We start from the raw sequence: 17,370 nt of genomic DNA, 5'->3' as shown, positions 1-17,370 counted from the left end.
TTGGCGCTGTTGAAGATCGCGCTCTGCAGCGCGCCCGCCTTGAGGATCGATTCCTCGGTCTGCCCGTGCGCGGCGCTGGAGGCCAGGGCCGATGAACCGTCGATGGGAGAGGTGGCGATGGCGTTATCCTGAGCGGGAGGAAGGCTCGGTCGATCAGTGAAGCAGCGCGCCGACCGACGTCTCGAGCTGGTCGGCGGAATAAGGCTTTTGCAGGAACTGTCCGCCGCCGACGAAGAGATCCGACATCTCGTCCGTGAGCGTGCTGCCCGAGGTGTAGAGCACGCGAAGGCCGGGCCGCATCCTGACGGCTTGATCAGCGACGTCATAGCCGCCCTGCGTCAGCCTATCGAGCCTGATGTCGACGAAAAGAGCGTCGATTTCACCCGGCGCCGAGAGATGCGCGAGCGCCCCGGCAAGATTGCAGGCGGGCAAGGTGCCATGGCCCAAATCCTCGATCATCCACTGGGCGTTTTCGCGGATGAAGATATCGTCTTCCACGACGAGAATAACGGCCATCAGGACTCCATCGATGTTGAATTTTTCATAGCGGTGACGGCCCTGGGCGCCTCAGGCTGCGTTCGACACCATTTTCGCTCTACCATATGTACTTCAAGAGTTCCAACCAAGTTAATGCCGGGCCCTTTTGCACGCGCCGGCGCTCAGTGGAGCAGCGCCGCGACCGAGCTTTCGAGCCGATCGAAGCTATAGGGCTTTTCGAGAAACCGGCCGCCGCGCACGAAATGGCCGGCCGTCTCCGGCGTAAGCGGCCTTCCCGACGTGTAGAGCACGCGCAGGCCCGGCCTGATGCCGACCGCCCGTTCGGCAATCTCGCAGCCGCCATAAGCTCTCGAACCGAGACGGATGTCGACGAGCAGCGCATCGATGTGCTGCGGCGCCGAAAGCTGCTCGAGGGCGCTGTCGCAGCCACTCGCCGCAAGGGTGACATGGCCCATGTCGCGGATCAGCCATTCGACGCTTTCGCGGACGAATCGATCGTCATCGACGACAAGGATGACCGCCATCGGAAATCAATCGCCGCGCCGGGCGAGGGTCTGATGCGGTGCTCCTTGCCCTGGCATGGCGTTGGCGGCTCCAGCGTCGACACATTCGACATGGCAGCAACCCGCGTTCGGCGCGATTGTTCCGCTTTCGACATGAATATCTGCTCCGAAACGGATGCAGCGTCGCGGATCGGCTCCCGGGGCGTCGGCGCAGCGAAGATGAAATGACTGTCATGATGGCGGCCAGTCATCTGGCGTTCACATTCGAAAACCAATTGGCGGGGCGGTTGCGGCGCGGGGCCGTCACGTCTAGGCGATCCGCCAATGAGTTCGACGACCTATCTCTCTTCGTCGGACCGGGGGCGGCCGACGCTAAAACGCCGCGCATCGGGCTTCCTGCTGGCGCTGGCCGCCGAAATCCTGATCATCCTTGCGTTGCTCTGGCTGTCGCCGACCATCACCTCACAGCGGAAAAAGGCGGAAAAGCCGCTCAGCTTCAGCCTCAGCCCGGGGCCGAAGCCGGCGGGCAAGCAGGTCCAGCGCCCCAAGGCAGTGGCCAAGGCCAACAGCGCCCGCCAGCAGGCAGCACCGATCACGCCGACGACGACGCCGGTGACGACGCCCGAGGCGAAGCCGAGCTGGATGGTCGCCAAGGAGGATTTCGACGCCTCCAACATCGCCAATATGAAATCAGGCGACGGCAATGATTCAGGCAAGGACAGCGGCTCGGCTTACGGCCCGGGCGAAGGGCCGGGCGGCGAGCGGCTTTTCAACGCCGAATGGTATCGCAGGCCGACCGATGCCGAGCTGCGCACCTATATGCCGCACACCGGCGCGCCGCCCGGCGCATGGGCCGACATCGCCTGCAAGACGGTGCCCGCCTTTCATGTCGAGAATTGCCGGCCGCTGGGCGAATCGCCGGTCGGCTCGGGCCTGGCGCGGGCATTGCGCCTCGCCTCGTGGCAATTCCTGGTGCGGCCGCCCCGGGTCGGCGGGCGGACGATGGTCGGCTCCTGGGTGCGCATCCATTTCGATTTCATCGAACGCCGCTCGAAGCAGGACCCGGCCGCGCCGGACGATGACGGGAGCCAATAAGGTCAGGCCGGGGCGTTTTCCCGGAAAGGCGTGAGCTGGGCCTCCATTGCCCGGCCGAAGGCAGGACGCTCCTCGCACCGCTCGCGATAGGCGTCGAGGGTCGGAAACTCGGCAAGCATGCCGTTGTCGACCAGTTCGCGCAGCACCGTCGTCATCATCAGGTCGCCCGCGGTGAAGCGTTCCTCGAGATAATCGCGCCCGTCGAGCCACGCCGCGAGTGACGTCAGCCTGCTTCTCAGCATTGCCTCGGCCTGGGGGCGGCGCTCCTCAGTCCAGGCTTCGCCCGCGTGGAAGACATCGAGATGGACGAGGTTCTGGACATGCGGCTCGACCGAGTTGAGCGCAGCGAAGATCCAGGTCGCGACCCGCGCGCGGCCAGCCTCGTCGCTCGGCGACAACGCCTCGGATTTGCCGGCGAGGTGAAGCACGATCGCGCCCGATTCGAACATCTCGACGCCGCCGTCCCGATAGGCGGGAACCTGGCCGAAGGGCTGCCATTCGCGATAATCGGGCGACGCCTGGATCTGCGGGTCGATCAGCGTCGCCTCATAGGGCAGGCCTGCCTCTTCGAGCGCCCAGCGCACCCGGAGATCGCGGACAAAACCCTGGGCGAAGGGCGGCACCCAGCGAAAGGCCGAAAGCTGGATCGTCATGCGTCATTCTCCTGATCGTCGCAGAGGGGGATTGCGGCGGCGCCTGGGTTGAGCGCCGAAAGCGATTTGAGATCGCGCCTGAGCCGGGCCGGATCGGCATCGCCGAGCTCGGCCTCGATCGCTGCGTGAGCCTCGGTCCAGAAGGGCAGGGCGGCGGTGAGGCGGGCATGGCCCTCCGGCGTAAGCGCCGCGCGGCGGACGCGGCCGTCCTCGGGATCGGGATGGACGCTTGCGAGATTCTGGCGGACCAGCGGCTTCAGCGCGGCGGTGAGCGTGGTGCGGTCAGCGCCGAGCAGGGCGGCAAGCTCCCCGATCTGCGGCGGCTGCGGCCGGTTGAGCGCCATCAGCAGCGAGAATTGCTCATTGGTGAGGCCGGCGGGCCGCAGCGCCGCGTCGAACCGCCGCGCGAGGACGCGGGCTGCGCGCTGGGTGTGCAGGCACAGACAGGCGTCGCGGACATGGAGCGTGGTCTCGTAGGGAAGCGGCATGAGCAGAATTATGTTGATATCAACCTAATGAGTCAAGGCCCTTCACAAATGTCGACCATGACCCGCAAGCCGGTGGTTCCAGTCGCCCGAGAACCGCGCTAGGACGCCGCCATGGGCGACCCTTATTACATCACCACCGCGATCAGCTATCCGAACGGACGCCCGCATATCGGCCACGCCTATGAGGCGATCGCGACCGACGCGATCGCACGCTTCCACCGCCAGGCGGGGCGCGATGTGCGGTTCCAGACCGGCACTGACGAGCATGGCCTGAAGATGATGCAGACGGCGCGCGACCGCGGCATCGAAACGCGCGCGCTCGCCGATGAAATGTCGTCCTATTTCAGGGAAATGGATGACAGGCTTAATATTTCGTACGATCGCTTCATCCGCACGGTGGAGCCGGCGCATCATGAGGCCAGCGTCGCGATCTGGAAGGCGATGGAGGCATCGGGCGATCTCTATCTCGATCGCTACGAGGGCTGGTATTCAGTCCGCGACGAAGCCTTTTACGACGAGAAGGAGCTGGTAGCCGACGAGAATGGGGGGGAAGGGGGCAAGCTTTCCCCCCAGGGCACGCCCGTAGAATGGACCGCCGAGGAGACCTGGTTCTTCCGCCTCTCACGCTATCAGCAGCCCTTGCTCGATCTTTATGCGGCGCAGCCCGATTTCATCCGGCCAGAGGCGCGGCGCAACGAAGTGATGCGCTTCGTCGAGGGCGGGCTTTCCGACCTGTCGGTGTCGCGCACCAGCTTCGACTGGGGGGTGAAGGTGCCCGGCAGCCCGGGGCATGTGATGTATGTCTGGGTCGATGCGCTGACCAATTACCTGACCGGTGCGGGCTATCCCGACAAGCCCGACGACGTGGCGCGCTGGTGGCCGGCCGACCTCCATGTGATCGGCAAGGATATCGTGCGATTCCATGCGGTTTACTGGCCTGCCTTCCTGATGTCGGCGAAGCTCGCGCTGCCGAAACAGGTGTTCGGCCACGGCTTCCTGCTCAACCGCGGCGAGAAGATGTCGAAATCGGTCGGCAACGTCACTGATCCGATCGCGCTGATCGAGCGCTTCGGGGTCGATGCGCTGCGCTATTTCCTGCTGCGCGAAGTGAGCTTCGGCCAGGACGGCAGCTATTCCGAGGATGCGATCGTCACGCGCTGCAATGCCGATCTCGCCAACAATCTCGGCAATCTGGCGCAGCGCTGCCTGTCGATCGTCGCCAAGAATTGCGGTGGCGTCGTGCCGCCGGCCTTGCCGCCGACCGAGCCCGAGGAAGCGCTGATCGCCAGCGTCACCGCCGCCGAGGCCGGCATGCGCGCGGCGATGGACGATCTGGCGATCCATGTCGCGCTCGAGGCGATCTGGAGCGCTGCGCGTGACGCCAACCAGTATTTCGCTGATGCCGCGCCCTGGAGCGTGCGCAAGACCGATCCCGAGCGCGCCGACACCATCCTTCACTTCACCCTCGAGGCAGTCCGCCGGATCGCGATCATGGCGCGCTGGGCGATCCCCAATGGCGCCGACCGGCTGCTCGATCTGCTCGGCCAGGACGAGGATGCCCGCAATTTCGACGCGCTCGCCCGGCCGATCGTGACCGGCACCGCCTTGCCCGCGCCGAGCGGCGTTTTCCCGCGGCTGGAGCCGGTGGAGGCCGATTGATGTTCGCCGACAGCCATTGCCACCTCAACTATAAGGGCCTGGTCGAACAGCAGGGCGAGATCCTCGAGCGAGCCCGGGCGCGCGGCGTGTCGGCGATGCTCAACATTGCGACGCGCGAGAGCGAATGGGACGCAGTGATCGCCACCGCCGAGCGCGAAAGCGATGTCTGGGCGACGGTCGGCATCCATCCGCACGAGGCCGACCAGCATCCGGACGTGGGCACAGCGCGGCTGATCGAACGTGCGCGGCACCCGCGCGTGGTCGGCATCGGCGAGAGCGGGCTCGACTATTTCTACGATCACAGCGACCGCGACCGCCAGCGGGCGAGCTTCCGCGCGCATATCGCCGCCGCGCGCGAGACAGGGCTGCCGGTCGTCGTCCATACCCGCGATGCCGAGGAGGATACGGCGGCGATCCTCGCCGAGGAAATGGGGAAGGGGGCCTATCCCGGCGTCATCCACTGCTTCACCGCGAGCGGGGCGTTCGCCGATATCGCGCTCGATCTCGGCTTCTATATCTCGATTTCGGGCATCGTGACCTTCAAGAACGCGAAGGATCTGCAGGAAACCGCGGCGCGGCTGCCGCTCGACCGGCTGCTGATCGAGACTGACGCCCCCTTCCTCGCGCCCGTGCCGCATCGCGGCCGCACCGGCGAACCGGCCTTCGTGGCCGATACCGCCGAATTTCTCGCAACGCTGCGCGGCGAGGAGATCGGCGCGCTGGCCGCGGCGACGGCCGCCAATTTCCACAGCCTGTTCGCCAAGACGCGCCAGTGAAGATCCGCATTCTCGGCTCGGGCACCTCGTCGGGCGTGCCGCGGATCGGCAATGACTGGGGCAGCTGCGACCCGCAAGAGCCGCGCAACCGGCGCTCGCGCGTCTCGGTGCTGGTCGAGACGGAGCGAACCCGCATCCTGGTCGACACCACACCGGACATGCGCGAGCAGCTGCTGGCGGGCGGCGTGGGCACGGTCGATGCGGTGATCTGGACTCACGACCATGCCGATCATTGCCACGGCATCGACGACCTCAGGCAGATCTATCATGCGATCGGCGGCCCTGTACGCGGCCTGGCGCGTCCCGACACGCGCGCGGGGATCGTCGAGCGCTTCGGCTATGTCTTTCACGGGCGAGACGGCTATCCGCCGACCGTCGCCATCGAGGATCTGCCCCGAACGATCGCCATCGGGGATATCGTGGTCCATTCGGTCAGCCAGCCGCACGGCACCATCGAATCCACCGGGCTACGCTTCGAACACGATGGTAGGTCAATCGCCTATGCAACTGATTTCAATATATTAACTGATGAGATGGCGTCACTGTATCAGGGCCTCGATATCTGGGTGGTCGATGCGCTGCGCTACCGGCCGCATCCGACGCATCCCGATGTGCCGACCGTGCTCGGCTGGATCGCCGATCTGAAGCCGCGGCGGGCCGCGCTGATTCACATGGACCAGTCGATGGATTATGCGACGCTGGTACGCGACCTGCCGGCCGGCGTGGAACCCGGCTATGACGGCCTGGAGATGACGCCATGAACGATCGTGCCCATGTGCTCTATTATCTGCTGTGGCTGGTATTCCCGATATCGGCGCTCGCGGCGCGGCGGATTCCGATGAAGGACAGCTTCAAGATGGCGCTTGCCTGGCTGGCGATCTTCGGCGTGTTGTTCATCCTCGTGTCGCTCTGGCAGGAGGCGACGGGCGCCGGCGGGGCGCTGGGTGGGCTGTTCCAATGAACCGGGCGGCCTCGAACCAATCAAAATTTAACATAATGTGTATTATCGAACTGACTGATATAACGCGGGCGGGGCGATCCCCTCTTCCGTCATGCCGGACTTGTTCCGGCATCCATCGAACCGCACACACCACATGCGTTGCATTCCGGGCACGATGGACCCCGGAACAAGTCCGGGGTGACGTCAGCCTTTGGGCTAAGGCCGCATGATCGACCGCCTCGTCACCATCATGGCCCGTCTGCGCGATCCCGAAACCGGCTGCGACTGGGATGTCGCCCAGGATTTCGCCTCGATCGCGCCGTACACGATCGAGGAAGCCTATGAGGTAGCCGACGCGATCGCCCGCAACGACATGGCCGATCTCAAGGACGAGCTCGGCGACCTGCTCCTCCAGGTCGTCTTCCACAGCCGCATGGCCGAGGAAGCCGGCCTGTTCGCGCTGCCTGACGTCGTGGCGGCAATCAGCGACAAGATGGAGCGCCGCCACCCGCATGTCTTCGGCGACAGCGCCGGCGGCCATGCCCAGCATTGGGAGCGGCTGAAGGCGGACGAGCGCGCCGCCAAGGGCGATGCCGGGGCGCTGGACGGCGTCGCGATCGGCCTGCCCGCCTTGCTCCGCGCCGAAAAGCTCCAGAAACGCGCGGCGCGCACCGGCTTCGACTGGTCCGATGCAGACGGGCCCCGGGCCAAAGTGATCGAGGAAATCGCCGAAATCGATGCCGCCTCGCCCGCCGAACGGGAGGAAGAAATTGGCGACCTGCTGTTCGCGGTGGTCAACTGGGCGCGGCATCTGGGCGTAGATGCCGAGGCGGCGTTGCGCAAGGCGAATGCGAAGTTCGAGCGGCGTTTCAAGGCAATGGAGACTGAAGCCGGCGATACGTTCGCAGCGCTCGACCTCGATGAAAAGGAAGCGCTTTGGGTGACGGCAAAGCGCCACGAGCGCGAAAAGGCGCCGGATTCCAACGGCCCCTGATGGTTGGCGTCGCCGCACTTCTCGCCCTGTCTTTGGGCACCAGCAGCCCGGCTTGCGCCTATGACCGGCCGACCATGCTTCGAATGAGCGTCGATGCGTTCGATCAGACCGATAATGGCTGGCGCCGGATCGGTGAGAGAAAAGGGTGCGAAAAGGCCGGGGCGGCGCTCATCGCCGCCTATGTCACCCGGCATCGATCCGGTCTGAGCAGCGCCCAACGCGATCAGCTCGCCTGGCACCATGGCCAGTTGCTGGCGCTGGCCGGTGAGACGCATCAGGCGATCAGCGTCTTTCGCGGCATTCGCGACAGCGAACCCGCGCAATATTGGTATCGCGAGGCGACGATTGCGTTTCTGCGCCGGGACAAGCCGGCCCTGTTGCGGGCCCGTGCAGGGCTGGTGTCGCTTCCGAAGCCCGCCGACTTTGACGCCATGGCCACCCTGTTCCGCAAACGCTTCGGCCAGGAGCTGACCTGGCCGACCAATCTCGATACCGTGAATGACCTGGTTCGCTGCTTCGACGCCGGCTATCGCTTCGCCTATTCGGGAACCTGTCCCAGAAGCCATTGAATTCTGGTCATTGTCGCGGCGTTGAAGGGAAATATTCGACACAACTCTCCGCCGTCCGCCCGAGATACAGCGCGCGGCGTCCCGCCATCGAGACGAAATAGCCCGTGCAGCCCGCTGCGGCGACCCGTTCGCAAAATGCCGTATAGTCGATCTCCTGCGCCTGGCTCGCCCGCACCGCGGCGGCGATTCCCGCGGCATCGAACGCCGTAGCGAATAGCGTGGCGACCGGCGCGCACTTGGAAATATGAGTGACGCCATCCGGCAGATAATAGGTCTTTTCCGCCCGAAGCAGATCGGCATGATATTGCTCGACCCCCGCCTCCATCAGCTTCGCGACGATCTCGGGAAATCTGAGGCTCGCGTCATCGGCGGCGCACGTGCACTGCTCGAGCGTCTCGATCACATGCTGGTTCATCGATTTTCTCCTGTTTCGAGACCGTTAGTCGACCGGCAGCTCCGCAAGGCCGCGCCGCTTCACGATGTCGCGGAGCATGGTTTCGAGCGTCTCACGCTCGGCAGCACTCAAATGCCCGAAATATTCAGCGTCGTGGGCGTCAGCCAGCGCCGCCAGTTCGGGCACCAGCGCCCGGCCCGCCGGCGTCAGCCACACATCCTGATGCCGGCGATCCGACGCCATTTGCGCCTTGGCGGCCAGCCCCTTTCCCACCAGCCGGTCGACCAGCTTCGAAATCGCGCCCTTGGTCATGCCGAGATCCCGCGCCAGCCGGTTCGGCGCGCCGACGTCATGGGCATAGATCATGCGCAGCAGCACCCACTCGGCCATCGTCACGTCCCGCGCCGCGAGCTTCAGGGTGAAGCCGTGCGAGACATGGTTGGAGACGAAGCGCAGCCAATAGCCGAGATGGGCGTCGAGCGGGCTTGGATCCGGGTCTGCAGCCACGAGTCATCCTTTAGTTGACTAGGAAACTAATTGATAATAGTTTCCTAGTCAACCAACAAGATCACGGCCTCCCCGTTGGGGCGGCCGTTCAGTCGTTTCGCTGGTTGAACCGCTCATAATCGCGCGGCGCCATCCGTACGTCGTACACCGCGCTGTCGCCCTCGACATCCTGCGCGATCACCTCGCCATGCGCATGCAGCCACGCCGCCCCGGCGCCGTCGGACGCATCGAGCGTGATCGTGTAGCGGCGATGCCCCTGGGTCAGGAGCGCGGCGACCGTTTCGATCAGGGTATCGACCCCCTCCCCGGTTATCGCCGAAATCGCGACCACGTCCTGGCGGCGCCCCGCCTCAGCGATCATCTCCTCGCGCGCGTCGCCTTCGAGCAGATCGAGCTTGTTCCACGCCTCGATGCGCGGCGTCGTGGCGGCAACGCCGATCTCGGTCAGCACTGCCTCGACATCGGCACGCTGGGCTGTGCTGTCGGGGTGCGCAATGTCGCGGACATGGATCAGCAGGTCGGCCGAGATCACTTCCTCGAGCGTCGCCTTGAAGGCGGCGACGAGCTGGGTCGGCAGTTCGGACACGAAGCCGACCGTGTCCGACAGGATCGCCTTGTCGATCCCCGGCAGCGAAATCTGCCGCAAGGTCGGGTCGAGGGTCGCGAACAACAGGTCTTCCGCCATGACGTCAGCGCCGGTCAACCGGTTGAAAAGCGTCGATTTTCCGGCATTGGTATAGCCGACCAGGGCAATCACCGGCCAGGGCGCGCGCTGGCGGCGGTCGCGGTGAAGGCCGCGGGTGCGCGTCACCTGGTCGAGCTCCTTGCGGAGCCGCGCCATGCGATCGCGGATCAGGCGGCGGTCAGCCTCGATCTGGGTTTCGCCCGGGCCGCCGAGAAAGCCGAAGCCGCCGCGCTGGCGCTCGAGGTGAGTCCAGCTCCGCACCAGCCGGCCGGCCTGATAGTCGAGATGGGCGAGCTCGACCTGCAACCGCCCCTCGGCGGTCGCCGCGCGCTCGCCGAAAATCTCGAGGATCAGCCCGGTGCGATCGATCACCTTGGCCTCGAGCGCTGTCTCGAGATTGCGCTGCTGGACGGGCGACAGGGCAGCGTCGAACACGACCAGCCCCGCCTCCTCCATCCGCACCGTGGCGGCAAGCGCCTCGACCTGCCCGCTGCCGATCAAGGTCGCCGGCTTGGCCTGGCGCACCCGGATCGCGACCTTGTCCGCCACCACCACGCCGATCGCCTCGGCGAGGCCCGCCGTTTCGTTCAGCCGCGCCTCGGCGTCTCGCGAGGAGACGCCGTGCTCAGGATACACGATAATGGCGCGCGTGCCACGTGCGAACTCATCGCGATCCCGTTCGAAGCCAGTGGTCAATCTTCGTCCGAACCTGCTGTTTCATCAGCCAAATTGAGGGGATGCGCCGGCTGGATCGTCGACACCGCGTGCTTGTAGACGAGCTGCGACATGCCGTCGCGCTGGAGCAGCATGCAGAACAGGTCGAACGCAGCGATCTGGCCCTGGAGCATCACGCCGTTGACGAGGAACATCGTCACATTGTCGTCCGACTTGCGGACTGCGTTGAGGAAGATCTCCTGGAGCAGAGGCTGCTTCTTCTGCGCCTCGCCGACGGCGTTGACGATCGCCGCCACATCGACTGCCGCCGAAGGCATGATCGTCGAGATCGCATGCTTGTAGATGAGCTGGGACTGGCCGTCGCGGCGCAGCAGCACCGAGAAATTGTCGAACCAGGTGACGATTCCCTGGAGCTTGACGCCCTTGACGAGGAACATCGTCACCGGCGTCTTGGAACGGCGCAGCGCGTTGAGGAAGAGATCCTGGAGAGAGGTTTGCTTGTCGGCCATCGGTCGATCCTTGTTATTGGCAGGCTGTTCGCCTGCTGTGCACCGGTTCCCGGCGTCGGAAACGCGCTCCCGAGAGCGCGACGCCGCCAATCTAGGGGCGACGGGGGCGTACGTCCACTGTTCGTCGTGGAAAAGACTCTCCCCTCCCGCTTGGCGGGAGGGGTCGGGGGAGGGCCTGTCCTGCTACTCGCGCCCTGTAACAGGCCCTCCCCTAACCCCTCCCGCAAGCGGGAGGAGAATGAAGAAAGGCAACGCCGCTCTACTCGTCCCTAGTCTCGGTGATCCCCAGCAGCTTCAGCTTCCGGTGCAAGGCTGAGCGCTCCATCCCGATGAAGCTCGCCGTCCGCGAGATATTCCCGGAAAAGCGCCTGATCTGGATGCGCAGATATTCGCGCTCGAAGGTCTCGCGCGCCTCACGCAAGGGCGATCCCATGATCGCATTGGTGCTGCCGCCCATGTCGCCCGGGTCGCCGAGCACCTCGGCGGGCAGCAGGTCGAGATCGATCCGGCCGATCCGGTCGCCCGGCGCCATGATGATCGTCCGCTCGACGACGTTGCGCAGCTGGCGGACATTGCCCGGCCATTCGTAACTCTGCAGCGCGACCATGGCGTCAGGCGCGATCTCGGGGGTCGGCACGCGGCGCTCGGCGGCATAATGCGCCATGAAATGCGCGACCAAAGCCGGGATGTCCTCGCGGCGCTCGGCAAGGCCCGGAATCACGACCGGCACCACGTTCAGCCGGTAATAGAGATCCTCGCGGAAGCGGCCCTCGGCGATCTCGTGCGTCAGGTCGCGCGCGGTCGCCGAGACGACGCGGACATCGACCTTGACCACCCGCTGCCCGCCGACCCGGGTGAAGCTCTGGTCAGTCAGCACCCTCAGGATCCGCGCCTGGGTGGCGATCGGCATGTCGGCGATCTCGTCGAGGAACAGGGTGCCGCCATGCGCCTGCTCGAGCAGGCCGGACCGGACGAGCTGCCCGCCCTCCTCCACACCGAACAATTCTTCCTCGACCCGCTCCGGCGTCATCCGCGCTGCGTTGACCACCACGAAGGGCGCATCGGCGCGCTGGCTCCAGCCATGGAGCAGCCGCGCGGCGATTTCCTTGCCGACGCCCGCCGCGCCCATCACCAGCACGCGGCTGCCGGTCGAGGCGACGCGCTTGAGGGTGGCGCGCACGCTGTTGATCGCGGTCGAGCTGCCGGTCAGGTCGTTGTTGGTGCCGACCGAGGCACGCAGCGACGCCACTTCGCGCCGCAACCGCTCGGTCTCGGTCGCGCGGGCGACCATCAGCAGCAGCCGCTCTGCCTCGAACGGCTTTTCGATGAAGTCGGCGGCGCCCCGCCTGATCGCGGCGACCGCGGTATCGAGATTGCCATGCCCCGAGATCACCAGCACGGGAATCGAGGAATCGCGCCGCTTCAGCTCGTCGAGCAGCTCGAGCCCGTCGAGCCGCGAGCCCTGCAGCCAGACATCGAGCAGCACCAGCGACGGGCGCCGCGCCGAGATCGCCTCGAGCGCCGCATCGCTGTCGGCGGCGCCGCGCGTCTGATAGCCTTCGTCTTCGAGAACGCCGGCCACCAGTTCGCGGATGTCGCGCTCGTCGTCGACGATGAGGATGTCGAGTGCCATGGTCAGGTCCGATTCCGTGTGAGTTCAGGGGTGCGGCGATCATCCCCTTCAGCAAGATCCTGGTTGCCGCAGTCGATCGCCCCCAGCGCGTCGGTGTCGAAGCTCATCGTCACCCTGGTGCCGCCACCCTCGCCGTCGGCGAAGCTGATCGTCCCGCAGTGCTCCTCGACGATCTTCTTGACGATCGCGAGCCCCAGCCCGGTGCCCCGCGCGCGGGTGGTGACATAAGGCTCGACCAGCCGGTCGCGCTGGGCCGGCAGGCCGACGCCATTGTCGGTGACACTGACGATCACCCGGTTGCCCTGCTCGGCAAGCGTCATCGTCACCGCGCCTTCGGCGCCTTCGCCCCTGGCGTCGATCGCCTCGACCGCATTCTTGACGATATTGGTCAGCGCCTGGCCGATCTGCCGGCGGTCGCACACCAGGCTCGGCCCGGGATCGTCATGAACCAGGCCGAAGCGGATCGCCGGGTGCGCGACTTCGTGGAGGAACACTGCCTGGCGCGCGATATCGACCAGGGATTCCTCGCGGAACACCGGCTTGGGCATGCGCGCGAAGGACGAGAATTCATCGACCATCCGCCTGAGATCGCCGACCTGGCGGACGATCGTCTCGGTCAGCCGGGTGAAGGTGCCGTCGTCATTGACAATCTGCTTGGCATAGCGGCGCTGGAGCCGCTCGGCGGCGAGCTGGATCGGGGTCAGCGGGTTCTTGATCTCGTGCGCGATCCGCCGCGCGACGTCCGCCCAGGCGGCCCGGCGCTGGTCGAGCAGCTGGCCGGTGATATCGTCGAAGGTGAGGATCGGGCCGCCATCGGCATTGGCATCGGCGCGCGCAATCTTGACCGCGAGCGTCCGCGCATCGCCGTCGACCTCGACCTCGACGATCGCTTCGCGCGTCTCGCCGCCGATCAGCGCGCCGAGCTCGGGCGAAATCTCGGCCAGCGGCCGCCCGACCAGATTCTCGTCGCGGGTGTGGAGCAGCATCGCGGCCGAGCGGTTGATCAGCCTGATCGTGCCGTCGGCGGCGATCGAAATCACCCCGGCGCTGACCCCCGACATCACTGCCTCGATCAGCGCCCGCCGGCTTTCCAGCGCCCCGGTCTGTTCCTGCAGGCGCCGGGTCATCTGGTTGAAGGCAGTGCCGAGCGTGCCGACCTCGTCATCGGTCTTCGGCTCGGGCACGCGCGCGGTGAGATCGCCGGTCGCGACGCGGTGCGCGGCGGCGACCAGCTCGCCCACCGGCCGCACCAGCCGATCGGCAACGGCAAGCGCGATCCACACGGCGATCGCCACGATCAGCAGCGAAATGCCCAGCAAGGCCGCGTTGAACTTGAGCTGGAGCGAGCGCGAGCGGGTCTGCAGCGTCCGATAGTCGCTCAGGATCGTCTCGCCGCGCTTCATCTGGTTGGCGAGCTGCGGGTCGAAGACCCGCGCCGAATAAAGATAGGTATGCTCGCCATAAGCGAGCTTCACGACCGCCGCTGCACGATCCTTGCTCTGCAGGATGACGCTGGGCACGCCGCGATCGATCTCGTCGATCATCTGTGCATTGACGACCCGGCCAAGCGGGCGGTCATAGGGGTTTACCAGCGCAAGCGACTGGATCTGTCCTTTCGCCCCGACCTGCACGATCACTGCCTCGGAGAGATTGCGGCGATAGACCTGATAGCCGAAATATTGCTGGAAGCGCGGGCTCTCCATCGTGTCGACCTTGAGATCGTCTGCGATGTCGCCGGCCATGGTGCTCGTTTCGTTGGCGACGCGGCCAAGCTCTGCGTTGTAATTCTCCTGGGCGAGCGCGGTCGCGTTTTCGAGCATGCCGCGCGCCTTGTCGGAGAACCAGAACGCGACGCTCGACTGGAACAGCAGCGAGGCGAAGATCACGACGAGCAGGGTCGGCACCGCAGCGATCACCGAGAACAGCGCGACCAGCCGGACGTGAAGCCGCCCCCTGCCGCCGATCGGCGAGCGCGCCGCGCGGCGCATCGCGATCCGTCGGCCGAGCAGCACGAGCAGCGCGACCCCCGGCAGGAGATTGGCGACCAGCAGCAGCGCGACGAGCGGCGGGCTCAGCAATGTCGGCGAGTTCTGGCCGCTCGAAATGACGAAATAGCTCGCCACCGCGATCGCGATCGCCCCGGCCAGCACCAGCACCTCGATAAAGGGCGTCACTGCGAAGCGCGAGGTGGGCAACGAAGGGCTCGACATGGGTGCCACTTGGGCTGTCATCGTGTCTTCAATACAACGCGATTGTGGCAAGGAAAACACACAATGTGACAGCCTAGCCCGAATCGGCCCCACCCGGGCGCCCCGCATCGGGATCGATGCCGAGCGTATCGAGCCGTTTCCGCAGCGTGTTGCGGTTGATTCCAAGCGCCCGGGCAGCGCGCAGCTGGTTCTGGCCGTGGCGGGCGAGCAGCGCCTCGATCAGCGGCCGCTCGACCTCGCCGATGATCCGATCGTAGAGAGTCCCGTCGTCGAGCGCCGCCGGTTCCTCGCGCGCGAGCCGCTCGAGTCGTGCCCGCACCGCTGCCTCGATGCCCGGATCGCCGGGCAGGATATCGGCGGCCGTGGCGGCGCCGAGCATCGCCCGCACTTCGTCCGCACCGATCCGCTCGTCGCGGCTCAGCACCGCCATGCGGCGCATGATATTCTCGAGCTCGCGGACATTGCCCGGCCAGTCGTAATTTTCGAGCGCAACGATCGCGGCTGAGTCGAGCTGCTTGCGCGGCAGCCCGCCCTCGGCGGCGCGATCGAGGAAATGGCGCGCGAGCAGGGCGATGTCCTGGCGCCGCGCGCGCAGCGCCGGCAGGCTGACCGGCACCACGTTCAGCCGGTAGAAGAGATCCTCGCGAAACTGCCCGGTCGCGACCAGCTGGGCCAGGTCGCGATTGGTCGCCGCGACGATGCGGACATTAGCGCGGATCGTCCGCGCGCCGCCCACGGTGGTGAATTCGCCCGACTGGAGCACGCGGAGCAGCCTGGTCTGCGCCTCCATCGGCATGTCGCCGATCTCGTCGAGAAACAGGGTGCCGCCCTCCGCCTGTTCGAAGCGCCCGGCCGATCGCGCCTGCGCGCCGGTAAAGGCGCCGCGCTCATGGCCGAACAATTCGGCCTCGATGAGCTCGCGCGGGATCGCCGCCATGTTGAGCGCGACGAAGGGCGAGCGCCGCCTTGGCCCGAGATCATGGATGGCGCGCGCGACCAGCTCCTTGCCGGTGCCCGATTCGCCCGAGATCAGCACGGTCAGGTCGTTCGAGACGACCCGGGCGATAATCCGGTAGACATCCTGCATCGCCGGCGAGCGGCCGATCAGCGGCAGGGTGGAGTCAATCTCGTCGGCCGCTTCCTCGGGCAGGCCCTGGTTGCGGGCAAGCGCGCCCTGCACGGCCCGGGTCAGCACATCGAGATCGAAGGGCTTGGGCAGATAGTCGAAGGCGCCGACCTCGGTCGCGCGGACCGCGGTGGTCAGCGTGTTGCGCGCCGAAAAGACGATCACCGGCAGCCGCGGATGCTCGGCGACGAGCCGCTCGACCCGGTCCAGGCCATTGCCGTCGGGCAGGACGACGTCAGTGATCAGCACGTCCGGCATGCTGGCGGCGAGCTGCACGTCGAGCTCGGCGAGCGTCGACGCCGTCGTCACGCGGTGGCCCTCGCGGCGCAGCGCCTGGGCGACGACGGTGCGGATCGCCGAATCGTCATCGACGACGAGGATCGAGCCCTGATTCTTCATGTGGAGCCTCTGGGCAACAGGATACGGAACACCGACTGGGGCGGCGAGCCCTCGCGGGCATATTGCACGATACCGCCCATGTCGCGCACCAGCTTGTCGACCAGCGCGAGGCCGAGCCCCTGCCCCTCCGGCTTGCCCGACACGAACGGATCGAACAGATGGTCGGCGATGTCGCCGGGCGCGCCGGGGCCGTTGTCGATCACGCAGATCTCGATCGGCAGTGGCTGGCGCGGCCGGCCCGGCGCGGGGCTCACCGCCATGCCGTGGCGATAGGCAGTGGCGAGCGTGATGCGGGCATCGGCCTGGTCGCGCATCGCCTCGGTCGCGTTCTTGATCAGGTTGAGCACCACCTGGAGGATCGCGTCGCGATCCGTCAGAACCGGCGGCAGCGAGGGATCGAAGCGCTCCTCGATCGTCACGTGCCGCGCGAAGCCGGCGAGCGCGACGCGGCGGGCATGACCGAGCAGCGGATAGATATTCTCCGGCGTCAGGCTCAGGGGCCTTGTATCGGTGAAATCCTGCATCCGGTCGATCAGTGCGGCAATCCGGTCGACCTCGGTGGTGATCAGCGTGGTCAGCTCCTCATTGCCGTCGCCGGCGAGCAGCTGGGCAGCGCCGCGAATGCCCGACAGCGGGTTCTTGATCTCATGCGCCAGCATCGCCGCCGCGCCGATCGCCGCGCGCGCCGCAGAGGCGCGATCGACTGAATGCCCCATCCGCCGCGAAGTGGCGCCGGTATGGAGCGTGATCGAGCGCCATCCGTCATGATCGGGCACCCGCGCCTCGATATAATCGACCATCACCCGGCCGCCCCGCACGATCTCGATCTCGGCATCGAAGGCTGAGAAGCCCTGATTGTCGCGCCGGCTCGGCTCGCTGGGCGGGGTGATCACGCTTGCCAGCGGCTGGCCGCGCATCGCCCGTTCGGAAAGGTTGAGCAATGTCTCGCATTCGGCATTGGCGAAGACGATGCGGTCGCGCGGATCGATCACCATCACCGCGACGGGGAGCGACGCAAACAGGGTGGCGAAGCTCGGCCCCGCCCGTTCCGCCATGA

At 66.3% G+C, this 17,370-nt stretch carries 20 protein-coding genes; 8 read left to right on the top strand and 12 right to left on the bottom strand.

Features of this window, described 5'->3' with window-relative positions; all coding sequences use genetic code 11:
* Window positions 1-9: 9 nt before the first annotated feature.
* On the top strand, window positions 10-132 hold the full coding sequence (locus tag ABD050_RS26260; protein ID WP_343892615.1) for a hypothetical protein: 123 nt from the start codon (window positions 10-12) through the stop codon (window positions 130-132).
* A gap of 21 nt (window positions 133-153) precedes the next feature.
* Here ABD050_RS26260 and ABD050_RS26255 read toward each other — a convergent pair whose 3' ends face one another.
* Together ABD050_RS26255 and ABD050_RS26250 are read right to left on the bottom strand one after the other, a co-directional pair.
* Entirely contained in the window at window positions 154-516 is a 363-nt protein-coding gene (locus tag ABD050_RS26255; RefSeq protein WP_343892515.1) for a response regulator, read from the bottom strand.
* Window positions 517-659: 143 nt separating this feature from the next.
* Window positions 660-1,022: a response regulator gene (locus tag ABD050_RS26250; protein ID WP_343892514.1), complete on the bottom strand. Its 363-nt coding sequence runs from the start codon at window positions 1,020-1,022 to the stop codon at window positions 660-662.
* 303 nt (window positions 1,023-1,325) lie between these two features.
* Here ABD050_RS26250 and ABD050_RS26245 point away from each other — a divergent pair, with 303 nt between their 5' ends.
* The gene (locus ABD050_RS26245) at window positions 1,326-2,096 is read left to right on the top strand and encodes a hypothetical protein (RefSeq protein ID WP_343892513.1); all 771 of its coding nucleotides are present in this window, start codon (window positions 1,326-1,328) and stop codon (window positions 2,094-2,096) included.
* A 2-nt stretch (window positions 2,097-2,098) separates the two neighbouring features.
* Here the strand turns inward: ABD050_RS26245 and ABD050_RS26240 are convergent, their stop codons facing one another.
* Both ABD050_RS26240 and ABD050_RS26235 read right to left on the bottom strand, forming a co-directional pair.
* Complete coding sequence (locus ABD050_RS26240) at window positions 2,099-2,749, bottom strand: glutathione S-transferase family protein (protein WP_343892512.1); 651 nt, start codon at window positions 2,747-2,749, stop codon at window positions 2,099-2,101.
* The gene (locus tag ABD050_RS26235; protein WP_343892511.1) at window positions 2,746-3,237 is read right to left on the bottom strand and encodes a MarR family winged helix-turn-helix transcriptional regulator; all 492 of its coding nucleotides are present in this window, start codon (window positions 3,235-3,237) and stop codon (window positions 2,746-2,748) included. The genes ABD050_RS26240 and ABD050_RS26235 overlap by 4 nt, the downstream gene beginning before the upstream one ends.
* Before the next feature lie 111 nt (window positions 3,238-3,348).
* On the opposite strand from ABD050_RS26235, the gene metG reads away from it, so the two are divergent.
* The 6 genes from metG to ABD050_RS26205 all read left to right on the top strand — a co-directional run bounded on the left by metG (window position 3,349) and on the right by ABD050_RS26205 (window position 8,175).
* Window positions 3,349-4,896 carry a methionine--tRNA ligase gene (gene metG / locus ABD050_RS26230; RefSeq protein ID WP_343892510.1) on the top strand — a complete coding sequence of 516 codons (1,548 nt, stop codon included), beginning with the start codon at window positions 3,349-3,351 and terminating at the stop codon, window positions 4,894-4,896.
* A complete protein-coding gene (locus ABD050_RS26225) occupies window positions 4,896-5,672 on the top strand; it encodes a TatD family hydrolase (RefSeq protein WP_343892509.1) in 777 nt (258 codons plus the stop codon). Before metG ends, ABD050_RS26225 begins: the two co-directional genes overlap by 1 nt.
* Window positions 5,669-6,433 carry an MBL fold metallo-hydrolase gene (locus ABD050_RS26220; protein ID WP_343892508.1) on the top strand — a complete coding sequence of 255 codons (765 nt, stop codon included), beginning with the start codon at window positions 5,669-5,671 and terminating at the stop codon, window positions 6,431-6,433. The genes ABD050_RS26225 and ABD050_RS26220 overlap by 4 nt, the downstream gene beginning before the upstream one ends.
* The gene (locus ABD050_RS26215; protein WP_343892507.1) at window positions 6,430-6,633 is read left to right on the top strand and encodes a hypothetical protein; all 204 of its coding nucleotides are present in this window, start codon (window positions 6,430-6,432) and stop codon (window positions 6,631-6,633) included. Before ABD050_RS26220 ends, ABD050_RS26215 begins: the two co-directional genes overlap by 4 nt.
* Before the next feature lie 205 nt (window positions 6,634-6,838).
* The gene (gene mazG / locus ABD050_RS26210; protein ID WP_343892506.1) at window positions 6,839-7,606 is read left to right on the top strand and encodes a nucleoside triphosphate pyrophosphohydrolase; all 768 of its coding nucleotides are present in this window, start codon (window positions 6,839-6,841) and stop codon (window positions 7,604-7,606) included.
* A complete protein-coding gene (locus ABD050_RS26205; RefSeq protein WP_343892505.1) occupies window positions 7,606-8,175 on the top strand; it encodes a hypothetical protein in 570 nt (189 codons plus the stop codon). Before mazG ends, ABD050_RS26205 begins: the two co-directional genes overlap by 1 nt.
* 7 nt (window positions 8,176-8,182) lie before the next feature.
* On the opposite strand, the gene ABD050_RS26200 is transcribed toward ABD050_RS26205, so the two are convergent.
* The 8 genes from ABD050_RS26200 to ABD050_RS26165 all read right to left on the bottom strand — a co-directional run bounded on the left by ABD050_RS26200 (window position 8,183) and on the right by ABD050_RS26165 (window position 17,368).
* Window positions 8,183-8,590 (bottom strand): DUF1398 family protein, encoded by a 408-nt coding sequence (locus ABD050_RS26200; RefSeq protein ID WP_343892504.1) that lies wholly within the window; start codon window positions 8,588-8,590, stop codon window positions 8,183-8,185.
* 24 nt (window positions 8,591-8,614) lie between these two features.
* A complete protein-coding gene (locus ABD050_RS26195) occupies window positions 8,615-9,076 on the bottom strand; it encodes a MarR family winged helix-turn-helix transcriptional regulator (protein ID WP_343892503.1) in 462 nt (153 codons plus the stop codon).
* 88 nt (window positions 9,077-9,164) lie between these two features.
* Window positions 9,165-10,457 (bottom strand): GTPase HflX, encoded by a 1,293-nt coding sequence (gene hflX, locus ABD050_RS26190; RefSeq protein ID WP_343892502.1) that lies wholly within the window; start codon window positions 10,455-10,457, stop codon window positions 9,165-9,167.
* Window positions 10,454-11,035 carry an RNA chaperone Hfq gene (gene hfq / locus ABD050_RS26185; RefSeq protein ID WP_343892501.1) on the bottom strand — a complete coding sequence of 194 codons (582 nt, stop codon included), beginning with the start codon at window positions 11,033-11,035 and terminating at the stop codon, window positions 10,454-10,456. Before hfq ends, hflX begins: the two co-directional genes overlap by 4 nt.
* A gap of 169 nt (window positions 11,036-11,204) precedes the next feature.
* Window positions 11,205-12,578: a nitrogen assimilation response regulator NtrX gene (gene ntrX / locus ABD050_RS26180; RefSeq protein WP_343892500.1), complete on the bottom strand. Its 1,374-nt coding sequence runs from the start codon at window positions 12,576-12,578 to the stop codon at window positions 11,205-11,207.
* Between the two features lie 2 nt (window positions 12,579-12,580).
* A complete protein-coding gene (locus ABD050_RS26175; protein WP_343892499.1) occupies window positions 12,581-14,809 on the bottom strand; it encodes a sensor histidine kinase in 2,229 nt (742 codons plus the stop codon).
* A 52-nt stretch (window positions 14,810-14,861) separates the two neighbouring features.
* Entirely contained in the window at window positions 14,862-16,313 is a 1,452-nt protein-coding gene (gene ntrC, locus ABD050_RS26170; protein ID WP_343892498.1) for a nitrogen regulation protein NR(I), read from the bottom strand.
* Window positions 16,310-17,368, bottom strand: coding sequence for a two-component system sensor histidine kinase NtrB (locus ABD050_RS26165; protein ID WP_343892497.1), 1,059 nt, complete (start codon window positions 17,366-17,368; stop codon window positions 16,310-16,312). The genes ntrC and ABD050_RS26165 overlap by 4 nt, the downstream gene beginning before the upstream one ends.
* Window positions 17,369-17,370: the final 2 nt, after the last annotated feature.

Source organism: Sphingomonas oligophenolica, from assembly GCF_039522915.1.
In the GTDB taxonomy this organism is placed as follows: domain Bacteria; phylum Pseudomonadota; class Alphaproteobacteria; order Sphingomonadales; family Sphingomonadaceae; genus Sphingomonas; species Sphingomonas oligophenolica.
This window is presented reverse-complemented; position numbering and strand designations above follow the sequence as displayed.

Coding starts and splice junctions, on each gene's coding strand:
- ABD050_RS26225 (WP_343892509.1), top strand. CDS start 4,896: ATGTTCGCCGACAGCCATTGCCACCTCAACTATAAGGGCCTGGTCGAA.
- ABD050_RS26205 (WP_343892505.1), top strand. CDS start 7,606: ATGGTTGGCGTCGCCGCACTTCTCGCCCTGTCTTTGGGCACCAGCAGC.
- ABD050_RS26175 (WP_343892499.1), bottom strand. CDS start 14,809: ATGACAGCCCAAGTGGCACCCATGTCGAGCCCTTCGTTGCCCACCTCG.
- ABD050_RS26255 (WP_343892515.1), bottom strand. CDS start 516: ATGGCCGTTATTCTCGTCGTGGAAGACGATATCTTCATCCGCGAAAAC.
- ntrC (WP_343892498.1), bottom strand. CDS start 16,313: ATGAAGAATCAGGGCTCGATCCTCGTCGTCGATGACGATTCGGCGATC.
- mazG (WP_343892506.1), top strand. CDS start 6,839: ATGATCGACCGCCTCGTCACCATCATGGCCCGTCTGCGCGATCCCGAA.
- ABD050_RS26200 (WP_343892504.1), bottom strand. CDS start 8,590: ATGAACCAGCATGTGATCGAGACGCTCGAGCAGTGCACGTGCGCCGCC.
- ntrX (WP_343892500.1), bottom strand. CDS start 12,578: ATGGCACTCGACATCCTCATCGTCGACGACGAGCGCGACATCCGCGAA.
- ABD050_RS26240 (WP_343892512.1), bottom strand. CDS start 2,749: ATGACGATCCAGCTTTCGGCCTTTCGCTGGGTGCCGCCCTTCGCCCAG.
- ABD050_RS26245 (WP_343892513.1), top strand. CDS start 1,326: ATGAGTTCGACGACCTATCTCTCTTCGTCGGACCGGGGGCGGCCGACG.
- ABD050_RS26250 (WP_343892514.1), bottom strand. CDS start 1,022: ATGGCGGTCATCCTTGTCGTCGATGACGATCGATTCGTCCGCGAAAGC.
- ABD050_RS26165 (WP_343892497.1), bottom strand. CDS start 17,368: ATGGCGGAACGGGCGGGGCCGAGCTTCGCCACCCTGTTTGCGTCGCTC.
- metG (WP_343892510.1), top strand. CDS start 3,349: ATGGGCGACCCTTATTACATCACCACCGCGATCAGCTATCCGAACGGA.
- ABD050_RS26215 (WP_343892507.1), top strand. CDS start 6,430: ATGAACGATCGTGCCCATGTGCTCTATTATCTGCTGTGGCTGGTATTC.
- ABD050_RS26235 (WP_343892511.1), bottom strand. CDS start 3,237: ATGCCGCTTCCCTACGAGACCACGCTCCATGTCCGCGACGCCTGTCTG.